This is a genomic window from Marinomonas vaga, assembly GCF_055388305.1.
In genome coordinates, this window is sequence record NZ_AP043903.1 from 2,327,972 (window position 1) to 2,354,380 (window position 26,409).

General features: G+C 47.3%; 25 protein-coding genes. 6 read left to right on the plus strand and 19 right to left on the minus strand.

Annotated features, from left to right (window positions below; all coding sequences use genetic code 11):
• Window positions 1–35 precede the first annotated feature (35 nt).
• From nrdA to ACZ5DR_RS10970, 6 genes are all read right to left on the minus strand, one after another.
• The gene (gene nrdA, locus ACZ5DR_RS10945; protein ID WP_377369256.1) at window positions 36–2,300 is read right to left on the minus strand and encodes a class 1a ribonucleoside-diphosphate reductase subunit alpha; all 2,265 of its coding nucleotides are present in this window, start codon (window positions 2,298–2,300) and stop codon (window positions 36–38) included.
• Between the two features lie 286 nt (window positions 2,301–2,586).
• On the minus strand, window positions 2,587–3,297 hold the full coding sequence (locus ACZ5DR_RS10950; protein ID WP_377369258.1) for a heparan-alpha-glucosaminide N-acetyltransferase: 711 nt from the start codon (window positions 3,295–3,297) through the stop codon (window positions 2,587–2,589).
• 113 nt (window positions 3,298–3,410) lie between these two features.
• Entirely contained in the window at window positions 3,411–4,052 is a 642-nt protein-coding gene (pdxH, locus tag ACZ5DR_RS10955) for a pyridoxamine 5'-phosphate oxidase (protein WP_377369260.1), read from the minus strand.
• 4 nt (window positions 4,053–4,056) lie between these two features.
• Window positions 4,057–4,695 carry a 2-polyprenyl-3-methyl-6-methoxy-1,4-benzoquinone monooxygenase gene (coq7, locus tag ACZ5DR_RS10960; protein WP_377369262.1) on the minus strand — a complete coding sequence of 213 codons (639 nt, stop codon included), beginning with the start codon at window positions 4,693–4,695 and terminating at the stop codon, window positions 4,057–4,059.
• Between the two features lie 12 nt (window positions 4,696–4,707).
• A complete protein-coding gene (locus tag ACZ5DR_RS10965; RefSeq protein WP_377369264.1) occupies window positions 4,708–5,049 on the minus strand; it encodes a histidine triad nucleotide-binding protein in 342 nt (113 codons plus the stop codon).
• Between the two features lie 91 nt (window positions 5,050–5,140).
• Window positions 5,141–7,363: a 7TM diverse intracellular signaling domain-containing protein gene (locus ACZ5DR_RS10970; protein WP_377369266.1), complete on the minus strand. Its 2,223-nt coding sequence runs from the start codon at window positions 7,361–7,363 to the stop codon at window positions 5,141–5,143.
• 45 nt (window positions 7,364–7,408) lie between these two features.
• On the opposite strand from ACZ5DR_RS10970, the gene ACZ5DR_RS10975 reads away from it, so the two are divergent.
• On the plus strand, window positions 7,409–7,660 hold the full coding sequence (locus ACZ5DR_RS10975; protein ID WP_377369268.1) for a hypothetical protein: 252 nt from the start codon (window positions 7,409–7,411) through the stop codon (window positions 7,658–7,660).
• A 75-nt stretch (window positions 7,661–7,735) separates the two neighbouring features.
• On the opposite strand, the gene purD is transcribed toward ACZ5DR_RS10975, so the two are convergent.
• From purD to dsbD, 9 genes are all read right to left on the minus strand, one after another.
• Entirely contained in the window at window positions 7,736–9,025 is a 1,290-nt protein-coding gene (gene purD, locus ACZ5DR_RS10980; RefSeq protein ID WP_377369270.1) for a phosphoribosylamine--glycine ligase, read from the minus strand.
• Between the two features lie 18 nt (window positions 9,026–9,043).
• The gene (purH, locus tag ACZ5DR_RS10985) at window positions 9,044–10,618 is read right to left on the minus strand and encodes a bifunctional phosphoribosylaminoimidazolecarboxamide formyltransferase/IMP cyclohydrolase (RefSeq protein ID WP_377369272.1); all 1,575 of its coding nucleotides are present in this window, start codon (window positions 10,616–10,618) and stop codon (window positions 9,044–9,046) included.
• A gap of 81 nt (window positions 10,619–10,699) precedes the next feature.
• Entirely contained in the window at window positions 10,700–10,978 is a 279-nt protein-coding gene (fis, locus tag ACZ5DR_RS10990; RefSeq protein WP_377369274.1) for a DNA-binding transcriptional regulator Fis, read from the minus strand.
• 96 nt (window positions 10,979–11,074) lie between these two features.
• A complete protein-coding gene (gene dusB / locus ACZ5DR_RS10995) occupies window positions 11,075–12,043 on the minus strand; it encodes a tRNA dihydrouridine synthase DusB (RefSeq protein WP_452600467.1) in 969 nt (322 codons plus the stop codon).
• Window positions 12,044–12,196: 153 nt separating this feature from the next.
• Window positions 12,197–13,429, minus strand: coding sequence for a zinc-ribbon and DUF3426 domain-containing protein (locus ACZ5DR_RS11000; protein WP_377369276.1), 1,233 nt, complete (start codon window positions 13,427–13,429; stop codon window positions 12,197–12,199).
• A gap of 23 nt (window positions 13,430–13,452) precedes the next feature.
• Entirely contained in the window at window positions 13,453–14,340 is an 888-nt protein-coding gene (prmA, locus tag ACZ5DR_RS11005) for a 50S ribosomal protein L11 methyltransferase (protein ID WP_377369278.1), read from the minus strand.
• Between the two features lie 97 nt (window positions 14,341–14,437).
• Window positions 14,438–15,778: an acetyl-CoA carboxylase biotin carboxylase subunit gene (accC, locus tag ACZ5DR_RS11010; RefSeq protein ID WP_377369280.1), complete on the minus strand. Its 1,341-nt coding sequence runs from the start codon at window positions 15,776–15,778 to the stop codon at window positions 14,438–14,440.
• 21 nt (window positions 15,779–15,799) lie between these two features.
• Window positions 15,800–16,249 (minus strand): acetyl-CoA carboxylase biotin carboxyl carrier protein, encoded by a 450-nt coding sequence (accB, locus tag ACZ5DR_RS11015; protein ID WP_377369282.1) that lies wholly within the window; start codon window positions 16,247–16,249, stop codon window positions 15,800–15,802.
• 236 nt (window positions 16,250–16,485) lie between these two features.
• Window positions 16,486–18,285 carry a protein-disulfide reductase DsbD gene (dsbD, locus tag ACZ5DR_RS11020; RefSeq protein WP_377369284.1) on the minus strand — a complete coding sequence of 600 codons (1,800 nt, stop codon included), beginning with the start codon at window positions 18,283–18,285 and terminating at the stop codon, window positions 16,486–16,488.
• Window positions 18,286–18,385: 100 nt separating this feature from the next.
• Here dsbD and ACZ5DR_RS11025 point away from each other — a divergent pair, with 100 nt between their 5' ends.
• Genes ACZ5DR_RS11025 through ACZ5DR_RS11035 form a run of 3 tightly spaced genes read left to right on the plus strand, consistent with a single transcriptional unit; the run spans window position 18,386 to window position 20,736 of the window.
• The gene (locus tag ACZ5DR_RS11025) at window positions 18,386–19,180 is read left to right on the plus strand and encodes a hypothetical protein (RefSeq protein WP_377369286.1); all 795 of its coding nucleotides are present in this window, start codon (window positions 18,386–18,388) and stop codon (window positions 19,178–19,180) included.
• 10 nt (window positions 19,181–19,190) lie between these two features.
• The gene (locus ACZ5DR_RS11030) at window positions 19,191–20,237 is read left to right on the plus strand and encodes a DUF2333 family protein (RefSeq protein ID WP_377369288.1); all 1,047 of its coding nucleotides are present in this window, start codon (window positions 19,191–19,193) and stop codon (window positions 20,235–20,237) included.
• A gap of 4 nt (window positions 20,238–20,241) precedes the next feature.
• Window positions 20,242–20,736 carry an N-acetyltransferase family protein gene (locus ACZ5DR_RS11035; RefSeq protein ID WP_464543544.1) on the plus strand — a complete coding sequence of 165 codons (495 nt, stop codon included), beginning with the start codon at window positions 20,242–20,244 and terminating at the stop codon, window positions 20,734–20,736.
• 3 nt (window positions 20,737–20,739) lie between these two features.
• Here ACZ5DR_RS11035 and ACZ5DR_RS11040 read toward each other — a convergent pair whose 3' ends face one another.
• Window positions 20,740–22,086 carry an anti-phage deoxyguanosine triphosphatase gene (locus ACZ5DR_RS11040; protein ID WP_464543546.1) on the minus strand — a complete coding sequence of 449 codons (1,347 nt, stop codon included), beginning with the start codon at window positions 22,084–22,086 and terminating at the stop codon, window positions 20,740–20,742.
• 111 nt (window positions 22,087–22,197) lie between these two features.
• Between ACZ5DR_RS11040 and ACZ5DR_RS11045 the strand changes: the two genes are divergently transcribed.
• A complete protein-coding gene (locus ACZ5DR_RS11045; RefSeq protein ID WP_377369294.1) occupies window positions 22,198–22,494 on the plus strand; it encodes a LysR family transcriptional regulator in 297 nt (98 codons plus the stop codon).
• Between the two features lie 43 nt (window positions 22,495–22,537).
• On the opposite strand, the gene ACZ5DR_RS11050 is transcribed toward ACZ5DR_RS11045, so the two are convergent.
• The 3 genes from ACZ5DR_RS11050 to pabB all read right to left on the minus strand — a co-directional run bounded on the left by ACZ5DR_RS11050 (window position 22,538) and on the right by pabB (window position 25,420).
• Complete coding sequence (locus ACZ5DR_RS11050) at window positions 22,538–23,272, minus strand: phosphoadenylyl-sulfate reductase (RefSeq protein ID WP_377369296.1); 735 nt, start codon at window positions 23,270–23,272, stop codon at window positions 22,538–22,540.
• A gap of 98 nt (window positions 23,273–23,370) precedes the next feature.
• Complete coding sequence (locus ACZ5DR_RS11055) at window positions 23,371–24,021, minus strand: CoA pyrophosphatase (RefSeq protein ID WP_377369298.1); 651 nt, start codon at window positions 24,019–24,021, stop codon at window positions 23,371–23,373.
• Between the two features lie 7 nt (window positions 24,022–24,028).
• On the minus strand, window positions 24,029–25,420 hold the full coding sequence (gene pabB, locus ACZ5DR_RS11060) for an aminodeoxychorismate synthase component I (RefSeq protein WP_377369300.1): 1,392 nt from the start codon (window positions 25,418–25,420) through the stop codon (window positions 24,029–24,031).
• A gap of 90 nt (window positions 25,421–25,510) precedes the next feature.
• Here pabB and ACZ5DR_RS11065 point away from each other — a divergent pair, with 90 nt between their 5' ends.
• Window positions 25,511–26,374 (plus strand): alpha/beta fold hydrolase, encoded by an 864-nt coding sequence (locus tag ACZ5DR_RS11065; protein WP_377369302.1) that lies wholly within the window; start codon window positions 25,511–25,513, stop codon window positions 26,372–26,374.
• Window positions 26,375–26,409 lie beyond the last annotated feature (35 nt).

Genomic DNA, 26,409 nt, shown 5'->3' on the forward strand with positions numbered 1-26,409 from the left:
TGCCCTGCGTACAAAGGTACGCAGGGCCGGGTGATTTAGATCTTACATGCGCCGCCAGCACAGTCATTCATGTCGTCTTGTTGATCGTCTGCACCATCACGTGTGTTGTGGTAGTACAGAGTTTTAACGCCTAGTTTATAAGCGGTCAACAGGTCTTTCAGAATCAGCTTCATAGGCACCTTAGTAGACTCGAATTTCTGCGGGTCATAATTGGTGTTCGCTGAGATTGCTTGGTCTACGAATTTTTGCATGATGCCAACCAATTGTAGGTAGCCATCGTTGCTTGGAATGGTCCAAAGCAATTCGTAGTTTTGTTTAAGGCGATCGAACTCAGGTACAACCTGCTTCAGGATTCCGTCTTTACTGGCTTTAACAGAAACGAAACCTCGTGGTGGCTCGATACCATTAGTGGCGTTACTGATCTGAGAAGACGTCTCAGAAGGCATAAGCGCTGTCAGTGTTGAGTTACGCAAGCCATGTGTTTTGATCTCGGTACGAAGAGTTTCCCAATCGTAGTAAAGTTCAGGAGACACAATAGCATCCAGATCTTTCTTGTATGTATCGATTGGCAGAATACCTTTGGCATAGGTTGTCTCGTCAAAACCAAGGCAAGGACCAAATTCTTTAGACAGCTTGTTAGAGGCTTTCAATAGGAAGTATTGAATCGCTTCAAACGTTTTATGGGTCAGCTCATTAGCGCTGCCATCGGAGTAGCGGACACCGTTTTTGGCAAGGTAGTAAGCGTAGTTGATAACGCCAACGCCTAATGTACGACGCTGTTCAGTGGCACGTTGCGCTGCTGGAACAGGGTAGTTCTGGTAATCCAATAGGCTGTCTAGGGCACGAACGATAAGCTCAGAAAGCTCTTCTAGTTCGTCTAGGTTCTCTAGGGCACCCAAGTTGAAAGCCGACAAAGTACATAGGGCGATTTCACCTTCTGGATCGTCGATCTTATTCAATGGCTTGGTTGGCAGAGCAATCTCAAGACACAAGTTACTTTGTTTAACCGGTGCAACCTTCGGATCGAACGGACTGTGTGTATTACAGTGGTCAACGTTCTGTAGGTATATTCGGCCAGTGCTCGCACGCTCAGAAGCAAATAGGGTGAACAGCTCAGAAGCTTTCATGGAGCGTTTGCGAATGCTGTCATCGGCTTCGTACATTTCGTACAAGCGATCGAATTCTTCTTGGTCAGCAAAGAAGGCATCGTACAAACCTGGTACATCAGATGGGCTGAACAGAGTGATGTTGCCACCTTTGATCAAGCGCTGGTACATCAGACGGTTGAACTGAACGCCATAGTCCAAATGACGGACACGGTTTTCTTCTACACCACGGTTGTTTTTCAGCACTAGAAGGCTTTCTACTTCAAGGTGCCAAATAGGGTAGAACACTGTTGCTGCGCCACCACGTACACCCCCTTGGGAACAGCTTTTCACAGCTGTCTGGAAGTGCTTGTAAAACGGGATACAGCCAGTATGGAATGCCTCACCGCCACGAATTGGGCTGCCCAGCGCACGGATGGCACCAGCATTGATACCAATACCGGCACGTTGACTGACGTATTTAACGACGGCGCTCGACGTGGCATTGATGGAGTCAAGTGAGTCGCCACATTCAATCAACACACAGCTACTGAACTGGCGAGTTGGAGTGCGGATGCCTGACATGATCGGTGTCGGCAAAGACAATTTGAATTGGGAAACCGCATCGTAGAAGCGTTTGATAAGATCTAAACGTTGGCTGCTTTCATATTCAGCGAACAAACACGCTGCTACAAGAATGTAGATAAATTGTGGGCTTTCGTAGATATCACCAGTGACACGGTTTTGAACCAGATATTTACCTTCTAGTTGTTTAACGGCCGCATAGGAGAAGTTCATATCACGGGAGTGATCGATAAAGCCATTAATAGTATCTAGCTCTTCTGTGGTGTAGTACTCCAAGATCTGGCTGTCGTAACGACCTTGTTCAACGAGATTTTGTACATGGGCCTGCAGGTGCGGTGGCTCAAATTCACCAAAGGCTTTCTTACGCAGGTGAAAAATGGCTAGGCGAGCCGCTAGGTACTGGTAATCCGGAGCGTCCTCAGAGATAAGGTCCGCAGCAGATTTGATTAATGTTTCGTGAATGTCTGTTGTGCGAATCCCTTCAAAGAATTGAATTTGAGCTTTTAGCTCAACTTGGGAAACGGAGACATTGTCTAATCCTTCAGCCGCCCAAGTGACAACCTTGTGGATTTTATCAAGGTTAATGTTCTCAGTGGTTCCGTTACGCTTTGTAACTGTAAGAGTGCTCATGCCTTAGATTCCCATTCCTGTCGTAATCCTGTGAATATACTGTATATAGTATTTAGAATCACTGCTTGATACTAGATGTAGTGTAATTTGTCATTTGATGTGACGAACAATAGTGCTGAATCCCATTAAAATCAAGAGTTGCAAAAGTTTGATTTTTTGACCTAAAGAGTGGTTGAAGTGTTCACTTACATGTCTATCCCTCTCGTTTCTGAAACGAGTCAAAAGCAAGCCTTTAGGAGATATTTTTTCTTTTTTTTTAAGTGATTTCTGGCTGTTTAAATACTGATCAGTTGCTGATCAGATGGACCCCTGCCACCAGTGGATAAAGTACCAATTGATGGGTGAGGTAGACGACTAAAGCGTGTCGTCCTAGATAACAGATCCACTTTAATTCCAGCCATTTAGGTAGCGCTAAATGTTCGACCTTATAGTATCCAAGAATCAGGCCAATCAAGACTACGCCAGTCCAAGGGAGAGGACTAATGTAGTCGAGGGTATATCTGGGGGCCCCTTGCTCGGTGAACCAAGAGCGGATGATGCTCGGGTCAAATTCTGGGGTGGCATAGGTAGCCACGACAATTCCCACCCCAAGAGTGCATCCAATGATGGGATGCACAGCAAAAGGGCGTACCAAAATAGCGGCTAAAAAGATGAAATGTAAAATGCCAAAAAAAATCCATTGATTAGGAAGTGCCAAGTAGCTGCCAATTGAAATCGCAATGGCTGACAGTCCTATTTTTGACAGGTTTAATAGAAATTTATGGGGGGCTTGGCTCCCTTGAACAGCAACATAGCTGGACCAGCCAACGGCGCTTAAAAATAAGGTTAGGATCACGTAGCGAAAAGCGACCCAAAAGGGATCTTGTAGGGAGTAGCTCATATAGCCGAAGGTTTTCAGATCCCAACAGAAATGGAACACCATCATCAGTAGCACAGCAAGTCCACGATAAGCATCTAATAGTGATGAGCGTTTCATGTCGAGGCGATGGGCTGGCAATGGGGATCCTTAGTCGATCGTTGAGATAAGGAGCTTAGCAGCCCCACATGACAAAGAGATGCAAGCCGTTGCTTCCCATCTCTTGTAAGACAGCTGAATGTTAAAGAAGCCCCTTAAGGGGCTTTGCGTGACTTCTGCCATCCGTTATCCGTTGCTTCGAATACGATACGATCATGAAGACGGCTGGGACGACCTTGCCAGAATTCAATTAAATTTGCTTTGACCGTGTACCCGCCCCAGTTTTGTGGGCAAGGCACTTCTTGGTCGGCAAAGGTTTGCTCAAGCTTGCTGAACTCTTCAGTGAGGACTGCACGGGAGTCAATGACTTTGCTTTGTCGCGAAACCGATGCCGCCAGTTGGCTCCCTTTTGGGCGAGTAGCGAAGTAGGCTTCGGAGACCGCGCGATCCACTTTCGTAGCGGTTCCTTCAATACGAACTTGGCGAGATAAAGCTGGCCAAAAAAATGTCAGCGCTACGTTTGGGTTGTTGGCAATGTCAGTGCCTTTACTGCTGTCATAGTTGGTGAAAAAGCTAAAGCCATCTCCTTGGCGCTGTTTCAGCAGCACAATGCGACTATGGGGTTTGTTGTTGCTGTCCACCGTGTTTAACATCATGGCTGTTGGATCATCTGGGCAAGCATCGATGGCGGTATCCAACCAAGTATCAAACAGTGCTAGCGGGTCATCACCCGCTGCGGCTTCGGTCAGGTCATCAAATTGGTAATCCCGGCGTAAGGATTGTAGGTCGCGATTCATAGTATTAAATCCGGTAAGTTGAGAACGTCATAACTTTCGAAATTTGGGTCATGATCTTCATTACAGGTTGTGGGAACTGGTAGCCCCCAGAATCCAATGCCATCTGGCGATGTTTTGCTTCGTCTATGTGCATTTGCTCTAAGATGGATCGAGAGCGTTGATCCTCGGCTGGGAGGGCTTCCATATGCTTATCTAGGTGAAGGCACACTTGGTCTTCTGTGGCGGCAACGAACCCAAGGCTGAGTTTATCGCTGATCAATCCAGCCCCTGCGCCGATGCAGAAGGAGGCCCCATAAAACAATGGATTTAAAACACTTGGGCGGCTTCCCAATTCATACAAACGCTGCTCACACCATACTAGGTGATCAATTTCTTCGTCTGCTGCGTGCTCCATTTCCTCACGGACAGTCTCTAGTTTTGCTGTGGTGGCTTGGCCCGCATATAAGGCCTGAGCGCACACTTCTCCCGTATGGTTGATACGCATCAAGCCTGTGGCATGCTTGGTTTGTTCAGGCGTCAGCTCGGCGTCCAACTGCGATAGGGCAGGGGAAGGCCGCGCGGATGTTGCAGCGTTTGGCACCAAGGTTTGTAACGCTCTATCTAGCTGTAAAACGGCTTTATCTAATCTGTTGAGTCGTATCATGGGTTTTCCTGTTTAGCCTGGAGGCCAAGTCATGTCGCGACCGCCCAGTACGTGCATATGAATATGGTAAACCGTTTGGCCTCCCATTTCGTTGCAGTTCATCACAACACGGTAACCGTCTTCAGCAATGCCTTTTTCTTTCGCCACCTGGGCGGCTACTAAGGGCAGTTTACCAATGACCGGAGCGTCTTCTAGGGTGATGTCGTTGAGTGTTGTAATGTGTTTTTTGGGGATCACAAGAAAATGTGTTGGCGCTTGTGGTGCGATGTCTTCGAATGCAATGACATCGTCATCTTGGTACAAAATAGTGGCGGGGATGTCGCCGTTAACAAGTTTGCAGAATAAGCAATCCATGGAATCTCCTAGTCATGTGTACATTATCGAACTGTGAAGCGCTTTTCTCAATATGGATGTCAGTATCCATTGATCTTTCGCAATGGCAAACTCACATTAACCTTTCCAGCTCGGTGATTAGTTTGGACTCTATTTGGGTGTGAGTGATGTAGCTATCAAAGCCTAATGCTCGAGCATGTTTTGACGACATTTTAATGGTATTTGAAATTAATAGGCAGTGGTCATCATCTTGCAGTTCTCTGATGAAGCTCGACAAATCCGATGCGCCAAAATTCACTTGATCATCAAACAATAGCACAAGTAGTTTAGTGTTCTTTGAGCGGTACCTAAGTAAGCTGTGAATGTCATCTACTTGGTCAATATGGGACATTACAAACAGTTTTCCTGTTAGGTATTCTTGCGTATGAGTTAAAAGCTCAGAGTCTTGCCCAACGATGACTAGGCTGACTTCTTCCGTGTGGGTTTTTTGTGTTAATTCGCTCGGGTGAATATAACGAGCATAGATAGGCAGATTAATAGACAAGGTTCGGTTTCGCCCGACTCCAGTAAGCTCTGCTTCCCCTTCTAAGGCATCAAGGACATCATTAAAATAACGCATACCTAAGCCGTTTGGGTCGTTAATTTGGACGGTGCTTGTAATAGGTCGCACGACAATATTAAGGGTTTTGCTCCCCTCTCGATCATTGCTTTGAATTGAGCTTGTCACCGTGAGAGTTTGGTCGGTGAAGTGTTTAAATTCATCCAAGATAGTAAAGTAGAGGTGGCTAATCAGAGGTGTGTTTTTGTACAGCTCCCAAGTGGTTGCATTGTGCGTGATTAGCTCGATATCAGTGCGATCTTGATCCAATTGTCTAAAGTTAGATTCTGCACGATCTATCAGCAATTGGAGGTTCAGTGAAGTATTAGTTTGCTCCGGCGAGCTTCCCAACTGTACCTGATTAAGAACTTGGATTCGCTCAGATAGGTATTCTAGGTTGCTTTGGGCGCGTTTAATATGGGCCTGGCTTTGTGGATCAGGGCTTTTTTGATGGGCATTGATCATAGAAGTCTGGCGGCGCAATCGAGCGGCAATGTCATCCAATACATCATTTTGTTGATCGACAATGGATTCGGATTTGGCATTGCCAATAAGTAAGGGCTTAAGGCGCGTAATGATGCCAACAAAATGGATTAAGGCTTCCAAAATAAAGGAGACCGTTAATCCCCATTCAAACCAGATAATGTTGGGTGACACGCCATATAGGCTGAGTATCCAAGCCGTATGGCCAACAGTAAGCGTTAATCGCGCTACCAGGTAATGCCATGCATAGGGTACTTGCTTATAAATGGCATAGAGGGACACACACAGTAGACCTGCTAACGTCATGAATGCGCACAGCGACAGTATTTTGACGCTGAGCTGCTCTGGGGCAAAGGCAAACACCACCCCAAGTCCGATGTTAAAGAACCCCAGAGCTAATAGGGCTCGATCAATTCTAGGTAAATAGGTTTTAGTTTCTAAATACAGCCTTGAGAAATAGGTGATGATGGCTGCAGCTCCCAGTGCGGAGAGGTTGTAAATGCGTTCTTGCAGGCCGACATAACTAGGAAATAACTGAAAAATTAAACCATGGAGGGCTGAGTGCAAACAGACAATACATACGAGCATTGCGCCATAGATTAGGTACATAGGGTGATGGGTTTTTACATAAAAAAAGATGTTGCTAATGAACAAGAGCAACAGCACCCCAAACATAAACCCCGTAATAAGCGTGTCGACTTGCGTGTCAACGGCAAGCCCTGACAGGGTTTTGATCTCAGCGATCAAGTTGATCGGGGAGCGTGAAGACAGTTTTAGGTAGAGGGTAAAGACCGGTGGTGCATTGACCGGTAAAGGGACAATATAATCCGGATATTGGATCATGCGATTGCTAAAAGGTAATGCTTCGCCCATTGCGCTGTAAATGATTTGGCTGCTTAGGGTGGGAGCATAAATCTCAATGGATTGCAGTCGTGGTGCTTTGATGTGTAAAACCGTAGGGTGGCCCTGAGAGACTTTTTGGGCAATGTCCACCCGTAACCACACATTACCTTCTACAACACCAAATTGTATAAAAGGGTCATTGAGAGGGATAAAGCGTTTAAGTATGGCGTCACTATCCACGTCATTCAGGGTCATGCGCCCCGTTTCATCAATATAATAGCTCCCCACATCACCAATGTTTACATGCTGATGAAGATCGTCCACCAGAGCCATCCGTGGGACCCCAAGTGCCGTATTGGTTAACATGGTCAGAGCGAGTAAAATAAGCGCAGATAAAAAGTGTCTAATCAAAAGAGCCTCCCTGAGGCCTACATTATTAACTAGTTAGGGTGACAAATGCTATATCCAATATTGGTGGAGTACTACGTCTTATGGTGCATTGCATTGCTTGTGATCACTTGGTTTACCCGAGTTCATCAGGGAAAAGTTAGGACAAATCTGCTTTACCTATACGGCATGCTGGGGGCCGTGGGCTTTTTGCTGGATTTTGAATGGATGGGGGGCGTGATATTTGGCCTAATCGTGCTTGAGGTGGGTAAAAAATTCAAAGCTTGGTTAGATAAAAAAGAAGCGGGATTAAAGAAGTAACGGCTTCGAAGACAACTTCAAATTCAATAAAAAGGGCCGCAAATAGCGGCCCTTTTGACATTTGGCTTAAATGATTTATTTCGCTTGTTCGCGGGACACAGCGCGGTGGCCGATGTCTGTACGGAAGTAAACCTTGTCCCAAGTCACTTGTTTAACCACGTCGTAAGCACCCGCTTGTGCTTCGGCAACGGTCTCACCAAGAGACACTGCACAGAGGACGCGACCACCATTGGTGACCACTTGGCCATCTTTTGAAGTGGTACCCGCATGGAATACTTTTTGGTGTTCTGGCAAAGACGCATCGTGGCCAGAGATCACATCGCCTTTGTTGTAGGCTGCTGGGTAGCCGCCTGCTGCAAGGACAACACCTAGGCTAGCACGTGGGTCCCAATCTGCTTCAACAGATTCAAGCTCGCCATTAATGGCCGCCAAACACATGCTGACCAAATCAGAACGTAGGCGCATCATAATTGGCTGAGTTTCAGGGTCACCAAAGCGACAGTTGTACTCAAGCACCTTAGGGGTACCGTCTTGGGCCACCATGACGCCTGCGTATAGGAAACCACGGTAACGGTTGCCTTCGGCGTTCATGCCTTTTACGGTTGGCATAATCACTTCATTCATGATGCGATCATGGATTTCAGGTGTTACCACAGGTGCAGGAGAGTAAGCTCCCATGCCGCCAGTGTTTGGGCCTGTATCACCATTGTCACGAGCTTTGTGGTCTTGGCTAGAGGCCATTGGCAGAACGGTTTCGCCGTCAACCATAACGATGAAGCTGGCTTCTTCGCCTACTAGGAATTCTTCAACCACTACACGAGAACCCGCATCACCAAAAGCATTGCCCGCTAGCATGTCTTCTACAGCAGCGATGGCTTCTGCTTCAGTTTGAGCAAGGATAACGCCTTTACCTGCCGCAAGACCGTCAGCTTTCACAACGATTGGTGCGCCTTTTTCTTTGATGTACGCCACGGCAGAAGGGATATCAGTAAAGTTACCGTATTCCGCGGTTGGGATCTCGTGACGTGCCAAGAAGTCTTTGGTAAACGCTTTAGAGCCTTCCAGTTGTGCTGCAGCTTGTGTTGGGCCAAAGATAGGCAGGCCTGCCGCATCAAAGGCGTCCACAACACCGATGACTAGCGGTGCTTCTGGGCCAACAATAGTAAGGCCGATCTGGTTATCCTTTGCGAATGCAACAAGCGCATCGATGTCTTCTACGCCGATGTTGACGTTTTCGGCTTTGGCTTCAAGGGCTGTGCCAGCATTACCTGGTGCGACAAAAACCGTTTCTACGTCTGCGGATTGGGCAGCCTTCCATGCTAGGGCATGTTCGCGGCCACCGTTACCTATAATAAGAACTTTCATTTCAATTCCTTCGCTAAATTAGTGGCGGAAGTGGCGCATGCCAGTAAAGACCATGGCCATACCTGCTTCGTCTGCTGCCGCAATGACTTCATCGTCACGCATAGAGCCACCAGGCTGAATCACCGCTGTGATACCTGCCGCAGCCGCCGCATCAATACCATCGCGGAATGGGAAGAAGGCATCAGATGCCATAACAGAACCTTCCACTTGAAGGTTTTCGTCAGCGGCTTTGATGCCTGCGATTTTAGCAGAGTAAACACGGCTCATTTGGCCAGCACCTACACCAATTGTTTGGCCGTTCTTAGTGTAAACAATGGCATTAGATTTCACGAATTTCGCAACTTTCCATGCAAATAGAAGATCTTTTAGTTCTTCTTCAGAAGGCTGACGCTTAGAAACCACTTTTAGATCGCCAAGTTCGATGGCACCGTCATCGCGGTCTTGAACTAATAGGCCACCATTAACGCGTTTGTAATCTAGTGCAGCGGGTTTGTCAGTTGACCACTCACCACATTCTAGAAGGCGAACGTTTTGTTTAGCGGCAACCACTTCAAGGGCCGCTGGGCTAACTTTAGGTGCGATGATAACTTCAACGAATTGACGATCAACAATCGCTTGTGCTGTTTCAGCAGTAAGCTCTTGGTTGAAGGCGATGATGCCGCCGAATGCAGAGGTCGGGTCCGTTTTGAAGGCTAGGTCGTAGGCTTCAAGCTGGTTGGCCGCTGTTGCAACACCACATGGGTTAGCGTGTTTTACGATCACACAAGCAGGCTCTTGGAAGCTCTTAACACACTCAAGGGCTGCGTCAGTGTCAGCGATGTTGTTGTAAGAAAGCGCTTTACCTTGCAGCTGTTTAGCCGTGCTGATAGAGGCTTCTTGTGGGTTAGCTTCCACGTAGAAAGCCGCTTTTTGGTGCGGGTTTTCGCCGTAACGCATTTCTTCTTGCTTGTTGAATTGCAAGTTGAATGTGCGAGGGAAGTCTTCACTGCCGCCTTCGACTTTCTTGCCTAAGAAGTTAGCGATGTTGCCATCGTAGTTAGACGTATGCTCAAACGCTTTGACAGCTAGATCAAAACGCTGGTCGTAGGTTAGGCCGCCGTTTTCTTTTAGGGAAGCTAGAATGTCTGTGTAGCTGGCAGGGTCCACAACGATTGCCACGTCTTTGTGGTTTTTCGCCGCAGAGCGAACCATGGTTGGTCCACCGATGTCGATGTTTTCAATCGCCATTGGAAGATCGCAGTCTGGGCGTGCGATGGTCGCTTCGAATGGGTAAAGGTTGACCACAACCATGTCGATTTCTTGGATGCCATGCTCTTGCATGATGGCGCCATCGATATCACGACGTCCTAGGATGCCACCGTGTACTTTTGGGTGAAGCGTCTTAACGCGACCGTCCATCATTTCAGGGAAGCCTGTGTAGTCGGAGACCTCAATCGCCGGTACCTTGCTTTCCAGCAAAAGTTTGTAAGTGCCGCCAGTAGAAAGGATCTCTACGCCTTGGCTAGCCAAGTCTCGTGCGAATTCAACAATGCCTGTTTTGTCGGATACGCTGATCAGGGCGCGTTTGATAGGGGTTGTGGTTGAGTTTGCCATTATGCTTCTCGCAATGTGATTAACGTCAATAAAATTTGGGGAACAGGTAAAACGAAAAAAGGGCGTATTCGCCCTTTTTTGTTACAGCATACCGTACTGTTTCAGTTTTTTGCGTAGGGTGCCACGGTTAAGACCTAGGATTGCCGACGCTTTGGTTTGATTGTCTTTAGTGTAGTTCATTACGGACTCTAGCAAAGGCGCCTCAACCTCTGCTAACACTAGTTGGTACAAGTCTGTTACCGGTTGGCCATCTAGATGAGCAAAGTAGTTTTGCAGCGCTTTTTCTACGTTGTCACGTAGGGTTTGCGCTTGCTCAGAAGAAGCCGTTTGAAACGTTTGAGTATGTGTTTGATCTACCACAGAATAACCTTCTATTTATAAAGCTAACCATTGTTGAATACTGATACGCAAAGCTCTCTGCGTATTGGTATTCATTTACCAGAGATGCTTCTAGATTTACTTAGAAGCAAAGAATTCGTTCAACAGATCGAGCTGTTCTTGTGCATCTTCGATGCGATTAAACTGGCTGCGAAATGGTGTTGTGTCGTCCAGTGTTTGCAGATACCAGCCTACGTGCTTGCGTGCGATACGTGTCCCCATGTGTGAGCCATAAAATTCATGCAGTGCTTGAACATGGCTAAGGACAATTGTTCTCACTGCCTCGCTCGTTGGCGCTGGTAACAATTCGTCGTGCTGTAAGTAGTGATTGATCTCTTGAAATATCCAAGGTCGCCCTTGGGCTGCACGTCCAATCATGACGGCGTCAGCTCCGGTATAGTCCAATACGTATTTGGCTTGCTTGGCATCATTAATGTCGCCATTGGCAAAAACGGGAATACCGATAGATTGTTTGATCTTAGCAATGGTGTCGTATTCGACTTCGCCTTTAAACTTGCAGGCACGAGTACGACCATGAACGGCCAATGCTTGAACACCTGATTGCTCGGCAATGCGAGCGATTTCGATGCCGTTGCGCTCATCTAATGACCAGCCAGTACGAATTTTTAATGTCACAGGAACATCAACGCTACTTACGACAGATTCGAGTATTTGTTTGACTAGAGGCTCATCTCGTAAAAGGGCTGAGCCAGCCGCTTTGTTCAAGACTTTCTTTGCTGGACAGCCCATATTGATATCAATGATTTGGGCACCAAGGGCGACGTTTTGTTGCGCTGCTTGGGCCATCATCTTAGGGTCTGAGCCGGCAATTTGTACAGAACGAGGGGATACCTCAGCATCGTGAACCAAGCGCATTTTGCTTTTTGTGGTATCCCATAAACGGACATCCGATGTGACCATTTCTGAGACCACCAAACCTGCGCCATGCTGATGGCAAAGGCGTCGAAAAGGTAAGTCTGTTACGCCTGCCATAGGGGCAAGGATAACGGGCTTTTCAATGCTGTAATTGCCAATGCTAAAGGCCATGATATGTCTAAATACCGAATCTATTGTTAAAGATCTGCTACACCGTCGAGCGGGCGTGAATAATACCTAGGGACTTCGCTTTTTTGAAGTCTTGACAACTGGGAAATTGGCTATTTTTTGTGCTTATTTTCAATGTCCGAGGGAAATGCACAATTAGTAGGAGCGAGTGTCGCTAGAGTACGCCTTAATTTGATGGGTGACGGCTCGAGCGCCAGGGTCCTGGATTGGAATCACGATATGAATCGGGGTGCTTGGGGGCATGTAGGTTATGTCTAAAAAGTCTCTATGTAGATAATTTTGGGGCGCAAATAAGCGTGCTGCCACGGGCTTACCATTGAGATCGTAGAACTCTAGGGCGAGTTTTGGCATGGGTTGCGCGTAGTGGCTGGTGTTGGTCATGATGGCATTGACCTGAAGAGTGTTTGCTTCGGTGGGATGACTTTGCACTCGTACATGCTCAATGCTAATGGCTGAAATGTCCTCGAATGCTGGTAGGGTGCAGCCTAAGTATGAACAAGCGACACGATAAACACCTCGGAACTCTGGTGATCGGCTACCTTGTTCAAAAAAAGCCATGCTGATTTGAGCAATCAGTGCTGCTATGGCAAGTAGAATGCCCATGCCCCATAACCAGCCCCAGCGGCTTTTGCTCGGTGCAGTGGCTTGGTCCGCTTCCGTTAATGAGGCGAGACTGTATTCTGCTGCCAATTGCTTGATAGATTCTTTTGAGGCGTATTCGCTATCCGATAAAGAATCCTGTTTAGAAATGTCTTGGGCAAGAGAATGTAATGCCTGCATGTAGTCAGGTTCTGGGTCTGTTTTGGATGCAGAGAATTCAGTAGCTTGGTTTTTCTCTTGCTTTGAAGGAGATTTTTCTTCGTTTTGGGGAGCTTTTAAGCGCTCGCTAAAAACGGGCTCTTGAGGTAGATTGCCAGTCGTAAACTGCTCTTCCAACTCTGCTAGTTCCAGTTCCCAGGGGGCTAGGTCACTGTCCGTTTCAGCTTCAATAACGGGCTCAGGGGCTTGTTTCTTCTGTGGTTCTTTAGGCGTCGGAGGAGTGTAGGGCTCTAGATCGCTTTCATTAAAAAGGGTGTTAAGCCAGTCCGGATCCGGTGTGCCATCGTGGTTGATTGTTTCCGTGGGAGCTGTTTGGGCTGTCGGAGCGGTTTTCTGGGCAGATGGCTGGTATGTTTGTGGCTCGGGAGCCGCAACAGGGGCTGGTTGCTCTTTGTTAATGGGTTTTGGGGTGCTTGGGAGTGGTTCTGCGGTAAAGATGTGAAAGCATTGACCACAGCGTACTTTGCCTTTGGCCATTTTTAGTACGTCTTCAGTAACTCGAAATGTGGTGGAGCATTTAGGACAACAAGTGATCATGCTTTCTGACATAGGGTGTGAACTTCCTTACAGCGTTATAGCTTCTTCGCTACAATGCGAACCCATTCTTCTTTTTCCGTGATGGATTCAATTTTAAACCAAGGTTTGTAAGCCTCGACGACAGAGTGGGCTTGGCTTTCCAATATACCAGATAATGCCAAAAGACCACCGGGTTTGACCAGTTTGGAAATGGTGCCTGAAAGCTCTGCTAAGGGGCCGGCAAGGATGTTGGCGACCACGATGTCTGCTTCCACATTGCTGTCATAAGGTGGCAATTTAACTTCATAGCGATCTGGCGTGATTTGGTTGCGCTCTGCGTTTGCTTGGGTGGCTTCTACGGCTTGTGGGTCGATGTCGATGCCAACCATATTGCTTGCTCCCAGCAAGAGTCCTGCAATCCCTAAAATGCCTGAGCCACATCCGTAATCAATAATGCTCTTATCTTGGCAGTCGATGGCGTCAAGCCACTCTAAGCACAGTGCCGTGGTAGGGTGTGTGCCGGTGCCAAACGCTAACCCTGGGTCAAGGATCAGATTAACACCATTTTCGTCTGGGACTTCGCGCCAGCTTGGGCAAACCCAAAGGCGTTTGCCAAATTGGATAGGGTGGTAGCTGTCCATCCATTCTCGAATCCAGTCTTTGTCTTCAAGAATTTCAATCTTAAGATCTATGTTCGATTGACCTAGGTGTTCGGCTTTATGGGTCACAACACTACTAATGTGTTCAAGATCTGCGTCAGCTTCGAACAGCCCGGTTACGCGGGTATGCTTCCAAAGGGGAGTGGTGTTGAGATCGGGTTCGTATACCGGATCATCGTGAACATCTTCAAAGGTCACCACTAGGGCACCGCATTCAAGGAGTGAGTCTTCAAAAGACGGAACGTGATCAGGCGTTGTATGAACGCGAATTTGCAACCAAGGCATTAGGTAATCGTCCAGTTGTGACTGTTAGAAAGTCTGATTGTACATGCAAATAAGGAGGGTACTACACCTCCGGACGGAGGTGTAGTAAGCGAACCGATTAAAGTCCGAGTTTCTTCTCTAGGTAATGGATGTTCACGCCACCGGCGATGAAGTTGCCATCCGTTACTAGGCTCTTCTGAAGATCGATGTTGGTCTTGATGCCATCAACGAAGGTCTCATCCAGTGCAACCTCTAAGCGTTTAAGAGCACCTTCACGAGTGTCCGCAAAACAGATAACTTTTGCGATCATGGAGTCGTATGTAGGTGGCACTGAATAGCCGCTGTAAAGATGAGAATCAACTCGTACACCCATACCGCCAGGGGCGTGGAAGTAGTTCACTTTACCAGGGCTTGGCATGAAGGTCTTAGGATCTTCAGCGTTGATACGTGCTTCAACAGCATGGCCTTTCAGTTTCACATCTGCTTGAGTGATGGACAATGGTAAGCCGCTTGCGATACGAAGCTGTTCTTTAACGATGTCGATACCAGTAACCATTTCTGTTACAGGGTGTTCTACCTGAACACGAGTGTTCATTTCGATAAAGTAGAAACGGCCGTCTTCGTATAGGAATTCGAAGGTACCGGCACCACGGTAACCAATCTTGATACAAGCATCCACACAGGCTTGTAGACATTGAGCGCGGGACTCTTCATCTAGTAGTGGAGCAGGGGCTTCTTCAAGAACTTTTTGGTGACGACGCTGTAGAGAGCAGTCACGGTCGTATAGGTGAACCGCATTACCTTGGCCATCAGCCAGTACCTGAACTTCAACGTGACGTGGGTTTGTTAGGAATTTCTCCATGTAAACCGTGCTGTCACCGAAGTAAGATCCCGCTTCAGATTGAGTGACGCTGATGGATTTTAGTAAGCTGGCTTCGTTGTGAACAACGCGCATACCACGACCACCCCCCCCTGCAGCGGCTTTAACGATTACTGGGTAACCGATTTCACGTGCAATACGCATACACTCATCTGGGTCAGATGGTACTGGGCCGTTTGAGCCTGGTACAGTCGGTACGTTTGCTTCACGCATTGCCTTGATCGCAGACACCTTGTCACCCATTAGGCGAATGGTTTCAGCACGAGGGCCAATGAAGGCAAAGCCAGAACGCTCAACTTGCTCAGCGAAGTCTGCGTTTTCTGCTAGGAAGCCGTAACCTGGATGGATCGCAGACGTGTCTGTCAATTCCGCTGCACTGATCAGTGCAGGAATGTTCAGGTAGCTGTCTTTTGATGGGTTTGGTCCGATACAGATGGATTCATCTGCAAGGCGAACGTGTAATAGGTCGCGGTCAATTTTGGAATGGACAGCGACAGTTTTGATACCGAGTTCTTTACAAGCGCGAAGAATACGCAGTGCAATTTCGCCTCGGTTAGCAATCAATACTTTATCTAGCATGACGAAACCTTTGGCTAAGAATTAAACGATGGTAACAAGCGGTTGATCAAATTCTACTGGCTCGCCGTCTTCTACAAGGATAGCGCCAATTGTACCAGATTTGTCAGCTTCGATTTGGTTCATCATCTTCATGGCTTCAACGATACAGATGGTATCACCAGCGTTTACTTTTTGGCCTACTTCAACAAATGATTTCGCGCCTGGTGCTGGAGACTGGTAGAAAGTACCTACCATTGGAGAGTTTACCGTATGACCAGAGATCGCTGCAGGTGCGTCAGCTTCTGCTGCTGGAGCTGCTGCCGGAGCCGCAGGTGCTGCAACAGGAGCAGGTGCTGCGTACATTTGAGGAGCTGCAACTGGTGCACCGCCACGACTGATTCGAACTGCTTCTTCGCCTTCTTTGATCTCAATCTCGTATACGTTGGATTCTTCAAGTAGCTCGATTAGTTTTTTGATTTTGCGAATGTCCATGTTGACTCTCTTTGTTGTGTCTAAATAATCAGTCTATTTCTGCAAAGGGGATGAATTCCTAAGCAGGCTGGGTGTGAATTGGGGAAAATCCATCATGGAGATTTACCCAAACACGTAAAATTCTAATTAGCGGGAAATTATCAGTAAAAAGCGCTATTTTGTCCAGTTTTGAGGGTAAAAAACCTGCAACTTGCAATTATGTTTGAAAAATGATCAGTAGTAATCCAGCGGGTGTTCTAGCGTGACAAAATGGCCTGTAAACGCTCAGATACTTCCTGCTTCGTTGGCTCCCCGATAAGTTTTAGGGATTCTACGGATTGTTGTGTTTCATCGAAAAATAACATGGAAGGAGGGCCGTAAAGGTTAAACGCCTGCAAAAAGGCCTTGCTGTCATCCGTATTATCCGTCACATCTACTTGTACAAAAGCAACTTGTTCTAGCAAGGGTAAAATGTCCGCCGCTTTAAATATCTCTTCTTCGGTTACCTTGCAGCTAATGCACCAGTCAGCGTATAGGTCAGCCACCACTGGTTTGTTGCTCTGTTCTAAGACGGCTTTGAATTCATCCAGAGAGGTGACTTTTGCGTAGTAGGGCACTTGGGTTGCTGTTTTCGTGCCGACTTCTGATAGCTGTCGTACTGCCCCCAAAGGTTTTGTTGGGTTCGTTTCGCCAAGGGTTACACCCACTAGTTCCAGCATGGCGATAATTAAGGTGAGCAAGCCAACAAACCAGCGTACCGGATGCGAGTTGCCCGAGATGGCGCGATGAAGGAAATAGGCCGCAATGGTTAGGGACAATAACCCCCAAAGGGCTAAGTGTGTGGACAACGGCAGCCAACGGGTCGCCAGCCAAATTGCCATGGCTAACATACCAAAGCCCATTAGTTTTTTGATGTCTTCCAGCCAAGGGCCGTTTTTAGGGAGAACGGTGCTGCCCAAGGCACCTACAACGAGTAAGGGAATCCCCATGCCTAACCCCATGGCAAATAATGCCAAGGCACCATACAAGGGATCAGAGTTGGAGCTAATGTAAAGCACGACTCCAGCCAGTGGTGCAGAAACACATGGGGATACGACTAGGGTTGCAACCATTCCAGTGCAGAAGATGCCAAATAGACGTGAGCGGCTTTGTTGAGTTTGTCCTGACACATGGTTGAGTTTGTCTTGAAGAGCGCTGGGTAAGCGGAGTTCAAAAACGCCAAACATGGCTAATGCTAAGACGGCAAACAGAACTGCGCTCGTCATTAAAACCACTGGGTTTTGTAAGGCTGCCTGTAGGTTTAACTGAGTACCAAACCAACCTGCTAAGGCACCGATTAGAGCATAGGTGATAGCCATCCCCAGCACATAAATAAACGAGAGGCCTAATCCAGTCCAGCCTCTTGCTTTACTACCGACGACAATAGCGCTGACAATCGGCACCATGGGCAGTACGCAGGGTGTAAAAGAAAGCAACAATCCCAAGCCCATCATAATGCTGATGGTCTTGATGACGCTTGCTTCTGACATGAGTTGGATCACTTTTTGCGCACCAGATAACGCCACCTTTGGTGTGGCTTTAGGGGCTTGCCCTTGGGCTAGGGTATTTAATGGGGCGAACTCAGCTGACATAGGGGCCAGCTCTGGGGGATAGCAAAGTCCGCGCTCTGCACACCCTTGATAGCCAATTGAAAAAGCGATTTGCGTCGCAGCGGAAAGCCCTGCAGCGTTTAAGGGAATCTCTAGTTGATCATGAAACACTTCTACTGTGCCAAAATAGGGGTCTTCTTTAACGGTGCCTGAGGGAATGTCACCGAATGATAGGGCAGGCCCTGATTCCTGTTGTATCTTAAGCTGATGTTTATAAAGGTAGTAGCCTTCGGCAATGTCCCAATGGGCAATGACCTGCCCGTTGTCTTCTCTGTCAATCGAAAGAATGAAGGCCTGGTCTACGGGTAAAAACTCTTGGCTACTGGAACCAAAAGGTGAACTAATACTGAATGCAAAGATCAGTGAGGAGTATGTCAGGATAATGAGAGCAAAAAGCTGGCGCAGCATTCATGGGCCTATTTATCATTTACAATGAAGGTTTCTTCGGCGTCGAAGGCGCTATAGACTACCAATCGAGTTAGAAGTTTCCAAACACCTAGGAGTTATCTTGTCTAAAAAAGCGTTTTTATTGCTAACTTCGTCAATGTTTTTAGTGGCATGTGCGTCAACGCCTGCACCGGTATCCGCTCCTGTTCAAGTGGAAGCTCCAGAGTCAGAGAAGCAAGTGGATCAGAAGCCAGCGACTCCAGAAGTAATAAATGATATTAAACCTGAGCCCCAGGCTCAGGTGGTATCTGCGGCCGATAAGGTGACAATGCGCTTGATCAAAATGGGTCAATACGCTTTGTCAGAGCGTCGCTTACTAACCCCTGAAGAAGACAATGCCAACATGTATTTCCAAATCGCCTTAGGTCGAGATCCTGGCAACTATGAAGCGATTTTAGGTATCTCTAATATTGTCGATACCTATTTGGATTGGGCAATAGTGTCAGCAGGTCGAGGGGACTTTAACACCGCTTATACCTACTTGAACAATGCGAGATTTGTGAATCAGGATGATCCCAATATTAGTACTGCAGCCGATCGCGTCGCTCGTATTGAGAAGCGGGCTCAAGGGACCCCTAAGGCGACTGCAACAAAGCAGGACAGGGTGCCAGACGCCTCAGAAGATGTATTTATTTTGCCAAAAGACCTATTCCAATTGAGTGAAGAGGAAATTCTTGCAAAAATGCAGCCTATTATTGACCGAATCTTGGCACTTCAGAAGCCAATTGAGATTAATTGGCCAAGTGATAAAGAAGGTCGCTTGATTTATCAAATCCTCAATAGCAGAACACCGGACTTCCGAGTACGAGCTATGATTTATCATCGTGCTCGATACACCGTTGAAATGAACGAATAAGGATAAAAATATGGCGAAAATTCTCGATAAACTCGCTGTTTTAAAACTAGGTCAGTATCGTTCTGGCTTGTTTAAAGGCGTATTGATCGGCGTTGCATTCCTATTCGTGTTGATCACAGGGTTAGGTATGTATTGGAGCAGTGAACCGGATCAGTTTGATGTGGTGTCGGCTGCGAAGGAACGAGCTGAAGCGCAAGGGTACTTGAATAACAGTAAAAAACTGGTCACGGGTTACACCACTACGAGTACGGTTTATCAGTTGGTGGATACCTTGTTAGAAAAACCAGGTGGGTTTATTAGCAATGATATCCTGCCCCCAGGGTTGTTTATGGATAACATGCCGTCTTGGGAGTTCGGGGTGTTAGTGCAGGTGCGGGACATGGCCCGAGCGCTACGGAAGGAATTTAGTCGCTCTCAGTCCCAATCTACGGAAGACCCAAATCTAAAAATTGCCGAGCCTCAGTATAACTTTGATAACAAAAGCTGGGCGTTACCTTCCAGTGAAAGTGAGTACCGCCGAGGCAATGCTGAACTAATGCAGTATTTGGATCGTTTGGCGAATAATACTGATAATGCTCAGTTCTATTCCCGCGCTGACAGCCTTGCCGAATATTTGTCCGATGTGTCTACTCGTTTGGGGAGTCTGTCCCAGCGTTTGTCCGCAAGTGTTGCAAAGGTCCGTGAAAATACCGATTTAGCAGGGGATAAAAACGCCCGTCAGTCTACCGAAGGTGTGGCCCGCCAATACGTGCAAACCTCATGGATGCAAATTGATAACGTGTTTTATGAAGCCCGTGGGGCCAGCTGGGCGTTAATTCATATTTTGAAAGCCATCGAAGTAGACTTTGTGTTCACATTGCAGGATAAAAATGCCTTGGTAAGCTTGCGTCAAATTATTCGTGAGTTAGAGGCTACCCAAGCTTCTGTCTGGTCACCCGTTATTTTAAATGGTGATGGCTTTGGTATTTTGGCGAACCATTCTTTGGTTATGGCTTCTTACATTTCACGAGCGAATGCTGCCTTGATTGACTTAAGAAGGCTGCTTGAACAGGGCTAACCCAGTGTTAGGAGAACAATTGAGGGTGCGTCCAGCAGAGCTTGAGGACGCACCTTTTATCTTATCTATCTTCTTAGAATCGGAAGCGCAAACGGACTTCAAAGGTGGGGTCACCCTTTATAGCGTCATTGATTGGATTGAAAGCTCTAGCCCTGAGCGGCCGTTTTGGGTGTTGGAGTATGCGGATACTGTAATGGGTTGGTGTGCCTTAGAGTCTTTCTATGGGCTGCCATCGTTTGCGGGGGCGGTCGAGTTAGGAATCTATATCCAAGCGGAGTATCAACGACAGAGGCTGGCGTCAGGGCTACTTGAATTCGTTGAACATCATGCACAACAAATGGACATTCATACCCTAGTGGCTTACATCTTGTCTGCCAACCTACGCAGTCAACAGTTTTTTAAATCCTGTGGCTATGAGCAATGGGGGATGCTGCCCAACATCGCGCGCAGTGGCGGTATATTGGGCGATTTGATGGTGTTTGGTAAATCTTTGTCGTGAGGCTTATATGGGTTCAAAGACAGAACCTGAGCTTGGTACGAACAAAGTTTTATACATGCGGCTAGCATAATCATCACTCATGGATGCCATGTAGTCACAGATAATCCGGTGACCATTTCCTCCGACTGCTTCAATGGCACGCCATTCTTTTGCGAGCTCTTTCGGAAGTAATCTTGCCGGATCTGCGGCAAGGGCTTCAAACATTTCTAACAGCATTTGCTGACCCTTATACACCAACATCTGTACTTCGGGACGTTGAATAATGTGGGTCATTTCAAAGTCTTTCAGTAGATCAAGGGCGTGTCGCTGTGGTGCCGGTAAGGCTGCTTGGTATCTTAATAATGGGTGATCGAACTCATTCGCTTCAGTGACTTCACAGGAGGTGATAAACCAACTGACCAGATCGCCAATGGCCTTTTTGCGCAAATGACTTTGTTTGCTGAACAGTTGTTGTTCTATACGGGTTAAGTGCTCGTTTAAAAAGGGCGTGTCAATGGCGGCTAAGGCTTGTGCCACATGAGCTTGCCACATGTCACGTGTGACCATGCCAAGCACAATCGCGTCCTCCAAGTCATGAACCCCATAGGCAATATCATCGGCCAGATCCATTATGGAAGTATCGAAGCTTGCGTGTTGGGTGCGTCCGTGGCGATTGTTCTCTTGGCGCGATACGTTCAACAGGTGACTGCGATCAGACTCATTGAAGGGGGCCAAAATCCAATCAAGTAACGGCGCTTCTTCAGCGAAAATACATTTAGGTGGGTGCCAGTCCTTTGCCCTGAATAGGCGTAAATTGGTGGGTTTGTTCGGATACTTACCTACCACATCTTCATGTAGAGCAGGGTATTTAATCACTCCCAGCATGGTGCGTCGGGACACGTCCATGCCGAATTCTTCTGAATAGGAGCCGCGCTTACCTAGGATGCGTAACGATTGGCCGTTTCCTTCAAATCCCCCATGGTCAATCATCATGAAATTCAATGCCACTTCGCCCCCATGGCCGAAAGGAGGGTGACCAATGTCATGGCTTAAACATATGGTTTCAATGAGGGATTCGCTGGCAAGCCATTTCTGAAATGAAGCGTTTTCAGGCTGAGAAGACTGCAGATGGTAAACAATACCGCCGCCAATTTGCGCCACTTCCAATGAGTGGGTTAAGCGCGTTCGGCTGTAGTCGTTTTGACGAATGGCGAGAATTTGAGTTTTAGATTGAAGGCGACGAAATGCGGCGCTGTGAATGATCCGTGCTCGGTCTCTTTGATAAACGTTGCGGTGATCGTTACTTTTTTCGGTGCGTGGCCCAGAGCGGCGCTCCATCCAGATGTCTAAATCGGCACTGTTGCTCATCATGTTCTTCTTGAGAATTTTAGTAAGAAGGGCAGTCTTTCATTAAAACACGATGTAGGTCAATGCCTGGGGCATTTGGAGTAGGCATAATGCTTTTTATTATAAGGAAACATTATGCTTAATACTCAACATCTTATTACATTTAAAACTTTGGTCGAAACAGGTAGCTTCACTCAAACTGCTCGTCAGTTGGGGTTAACTCAGCCGGCGGTGAGCCAGCATATTCAGAAGCTTGAAAAAGGGTTAGGCACCATTTTGCTAATCCGTCATGGTCGCTCAACGGAGCTCACAGGGCCTGGGCGCTTGCTCTATAATCATGTGTTGGATTTGGATCAGTGCTATGAAGACTTTATGGCGAAATGGCAGAACTATCTCGCTGCGTCAGATGTAGACATTAAAACGAGTGCCTAAGTATTCACTTAAGGCACCCGTAACAAGCGCTTGTAACGCAGGCTTAGGCTTGTTTTGTTGGAATGAGGTTGCCGATGTGTAGGCCGCATTCTTTATGTTCTGACTCTTCCCACCACCAGCGACCTTCCCGTTCATGCTGGTTCGGCAGTACTGGGCGCGTACAAGGTTCGCAGCCGATGCTGATAAAGCCCTTTTGATGCAGCTCGTTAAATGGCACTTCAAACACCTTGATGTAGTTCCAAACGTCTTCTGAAGACCAGTTTGCCAAGGGGTTAAACTTGAATAAGGTGCGCTCGTCATTGCTGAACGCTGAGTCTACTTCAGCAAATGCTAATTGATTACGTGTGCCGTGGCTTTGGTCTTTACGTTGACCTGTGATCCAAGCATTAAGAGTATTGAGTTTTTTGCGCAGGGGAGCCACTTTGCGTACGCCACAACATTCCTTATGACCGTCCTCAAAGAAACTGAAGAACCCTTTTTCTTTAGTGAAAGCTTCGAGCTTCTCTGCGTCGGGAGACATTACATCAATTTTAATGTTGTAGTGTTTGCGAACGGTATCGATGAAACGGTAAGTTTCAGGGTGCAAACGACCAGTATCCAAGGAAAATACCTGAACGTCTTTTTTGGCTTTGACGGCCATATCGATCAATACCACATCTTCTGCACCGCTGAATGAGATCGCGATGTTGTCGAATTCTGCTAGGGCGCTGTGAATAATTTTCTGCGCTTCGTCAGCTTTGTGGCTTGCCACGAAGGCGTCTAAATCAAAGTTGGACATGTTGTCTATCCTGATGTAATTCCAAGTTGGCTGTACCTTAGCAAGTTACATTACTGAGATAAAATACAAATCCAGCCTAAACTTATAATGCAAAGCCCCTACGAGCGATAATGATTTTCAATCGCTTGATAAAGACCAAAAATGATCCCTGCTGTCACGCCCCAGATACGTAAATCATGGTAGCGCACTTCGAAATACCCACGGGTGATATTGCCGATTTTACGCTCTATGTATTGGAAGTTTTGTGGGTTCAGTAAGTGGTTTAATGGCACCCAGTGGACGCATTCCACTTCCGCCTCACTTAAGCTTAGTTCGCTCATGCGAGTCATTTCAGCCACCACAGGTTTGATGCAATATCCAGAAATAGAGCAGTACTCACCCAGTTCGCCAATCAACTCGAAACAATCCGGAGCCAAGCCGACTTCCTCTAATGTTTCTCGCAAAGCAGTATACTGAATGCTGGCATCTTCAGGGTCATGCTTGCCTCCAGGGAAGGCAATTTGTCCAGGATGGTTGCGCATATTTAATGAGCGTTGGGTCAGTAGAACTTTTAGGTCGCCCGAGTCGGGGCAGGGAAAAATAGGTATCAACACCGCCGCTGCGCGGTAATCGTGAATGTAGGCTTCAGGGGCAATAAACTGATCTGGATTGTAGATTTGCTGTGGCGCTTGGGCGTCAAGAGCCGCCCGTATCTCGTCGATGGTCGGGGTGATTGGCGATGATTCTAAGAAATGAGCCACATCAATCATCTGTTCGTTACCTTAGGAATTCTGTTTCTAGAGTATGGGTCAAATTGCCCACCTTGGTAAAGGTTTCTTGATACTCAGCATCCCCATCGGAGTCCGCGACCAATCCGCCACCAGCCCAGCAATGCAGGTTTTGACCGTCTGCAACTAGGGTGCGAATTGTAATACTAGAGTCCATCTCACCATTACAGCTGAAGTATAAGATTGAGCCGCAATAGACACTTCTCTCATGGGGCTCTAATTCATCAATGATCTCCATGGAGCGTACTTTAGGGGCACCGGTAATGGAGCCACCTGGAAAACTCTCTTGAAAGACCTTAATGGCATCGCTTGGTTCAGCGACACGCCCTTCTACTGTGGACACCATATGATGCACATTGGCATAACTTTCCAATGCAAACAGCTTGGGAACCTTTACGCTACCCACAACGCAGTTGCGTCCTAGGTCATTGCGCAGCAAGTCCACAATCATAAGGTTCTCTGCGCGATCTTTTTCGGATGCTAATAATTCTTCTGCCAACGCTTGATCTTGTTCTGGGGTTTGCCCTCTAGGACGCGTCCCCTTGATTGGCTTGGATTCGACTCGACCACCATGACTCTGGATGAAACGCTCAGGGGAATGAGACAGCACCGCCCGTCCATCGGGGAGCTCAAAATACCCTGAAAAAGGCGTTGGGCAGGTGGCTTTTAATGCCAAGTAGGCATCCCAAGGGGCCCCTTGGTAGGGTGCGCTAAAACGTTGAGCTAAGTTAACCTGATAACAATCTCCAGCTTGAATATACGCTTGTACTTTGCTGAATCGTTCAGCGTAGCCTTCTGGGCTCATATTGGCTTGAAATGAGCCTTCTAATACAAAATTCCGTGGAGCGCTTGTGTGGTCACCTTCAAGTCTCGCGAGCAGGTCTGTTTCACTTAAATGGCACCAAGGGGTGATCACTAACGTGGTAGTTTGGGTTTGATGATCGCTGACAATGGCCCAACCGTACAGGCCTAATAAAATCTTCGGCATGCCCACGTCTTCGGTCACGGATCTGGGAAGATGCTCCACATATCGGCCTGCTTCGTAGCCGTAATAACCTAAAAGACCACCGTTAAAGCCTGTTGGAGTCTCTGCTGACCATGTTTGTTGGCTCATCTGTTGCACTAACTGCTCGATAAGCGTCAATGGGTTTTTGGTGGGAGCCAGCGTCATACAGGGCTCTGCATACCAAGTGAGTTCGAAGTCGTCGGAGGTTGCACTGAGTAGTGCCCTAGGGGCAGCGCTTAAAATATCATAGTGCGTATCAGGAAATTGATCGTGATTGCTGTCCAACAGTATGGGGTAGGGGAGATCGCTAACCCTTGGGAACAGCGTTGCAAGAGACGTTACATAAGGCAAACTTATGCGTCTAACTTCTGCCATAATAGTGACCATCTGAGTTTATTGCGTATTCAAAAAAGTGATTTGTGCCCATAGTAACCTGAAACGTGGGATCAAGTAGGAAGAATTAAAGTGTTTGAGACAAAAATTTTACACCTTGATGAAGTTGAGTTGGCCTATCGAGTGGTTGAAAACCCCAACAGCAAAACCGATCGCTGTTGTTTAATGCTTCACGGTGCAGGGGTGGCGGGGGAGTTAACCTGGGGGCCAATGTTAGAGTACTTGACCCAATGGCGTTGGTTCTTAGTGCCTGATCTAAATGGTATGGGGGAATCGTTTTATCAAGGAAAACAGGAAGCCCAGCTCACCGTAGAGCAATTGTCCGATGACATTGAGAAGCTGCTTGCCCATCTTAATTGGCAGACCTTCGACACGATTGGTTACTCTCTGGGCGGATTGGTGGCGCTACACCTTAATCATTCACTTACCACCAAGACTGGCAATACCCATACCATGGCCTTGCTAGAACCTGCCGGTTTAGATAGGGCTTCGCTACAAACATTGGCTGATGTGCGACAGCGCTACAAGCTTGCATCGAACACTATTCGTGAAACAGGGGACGTAGAGCAAGGTATTGCTCATTTTATGGATGGGGTGTCGCCAAATCGACGTAAGCATCCGGTGGCAGAGGCCACCACTCAAAGCCGGCTAGCACACCGTCCCATTGGCTTCAGTTATGCGCTGGACGCGGTGACTCATTATGTGGAGCGTATGTGTAATGAACCGAGCTTGCGACAAGACTTGCTTGAACATGCGGATCAAGTGCTACTGTTTTCAGGGGAGTTAAGTCACCCGCTTCTTCGGGAACATTATGATGCCTTAGCCCAGGAGCACCCTCGTTGGCAGCATCACATGATGACAGGGTGTGATCATTCTTTACCCTTTCAAAAACCACGACAAATTGCCGCGCGAATAGAAAAAATACTTTTTGTTTAAAAAATATGCTAAAGATTTTTCTCTGCTGGTCGATA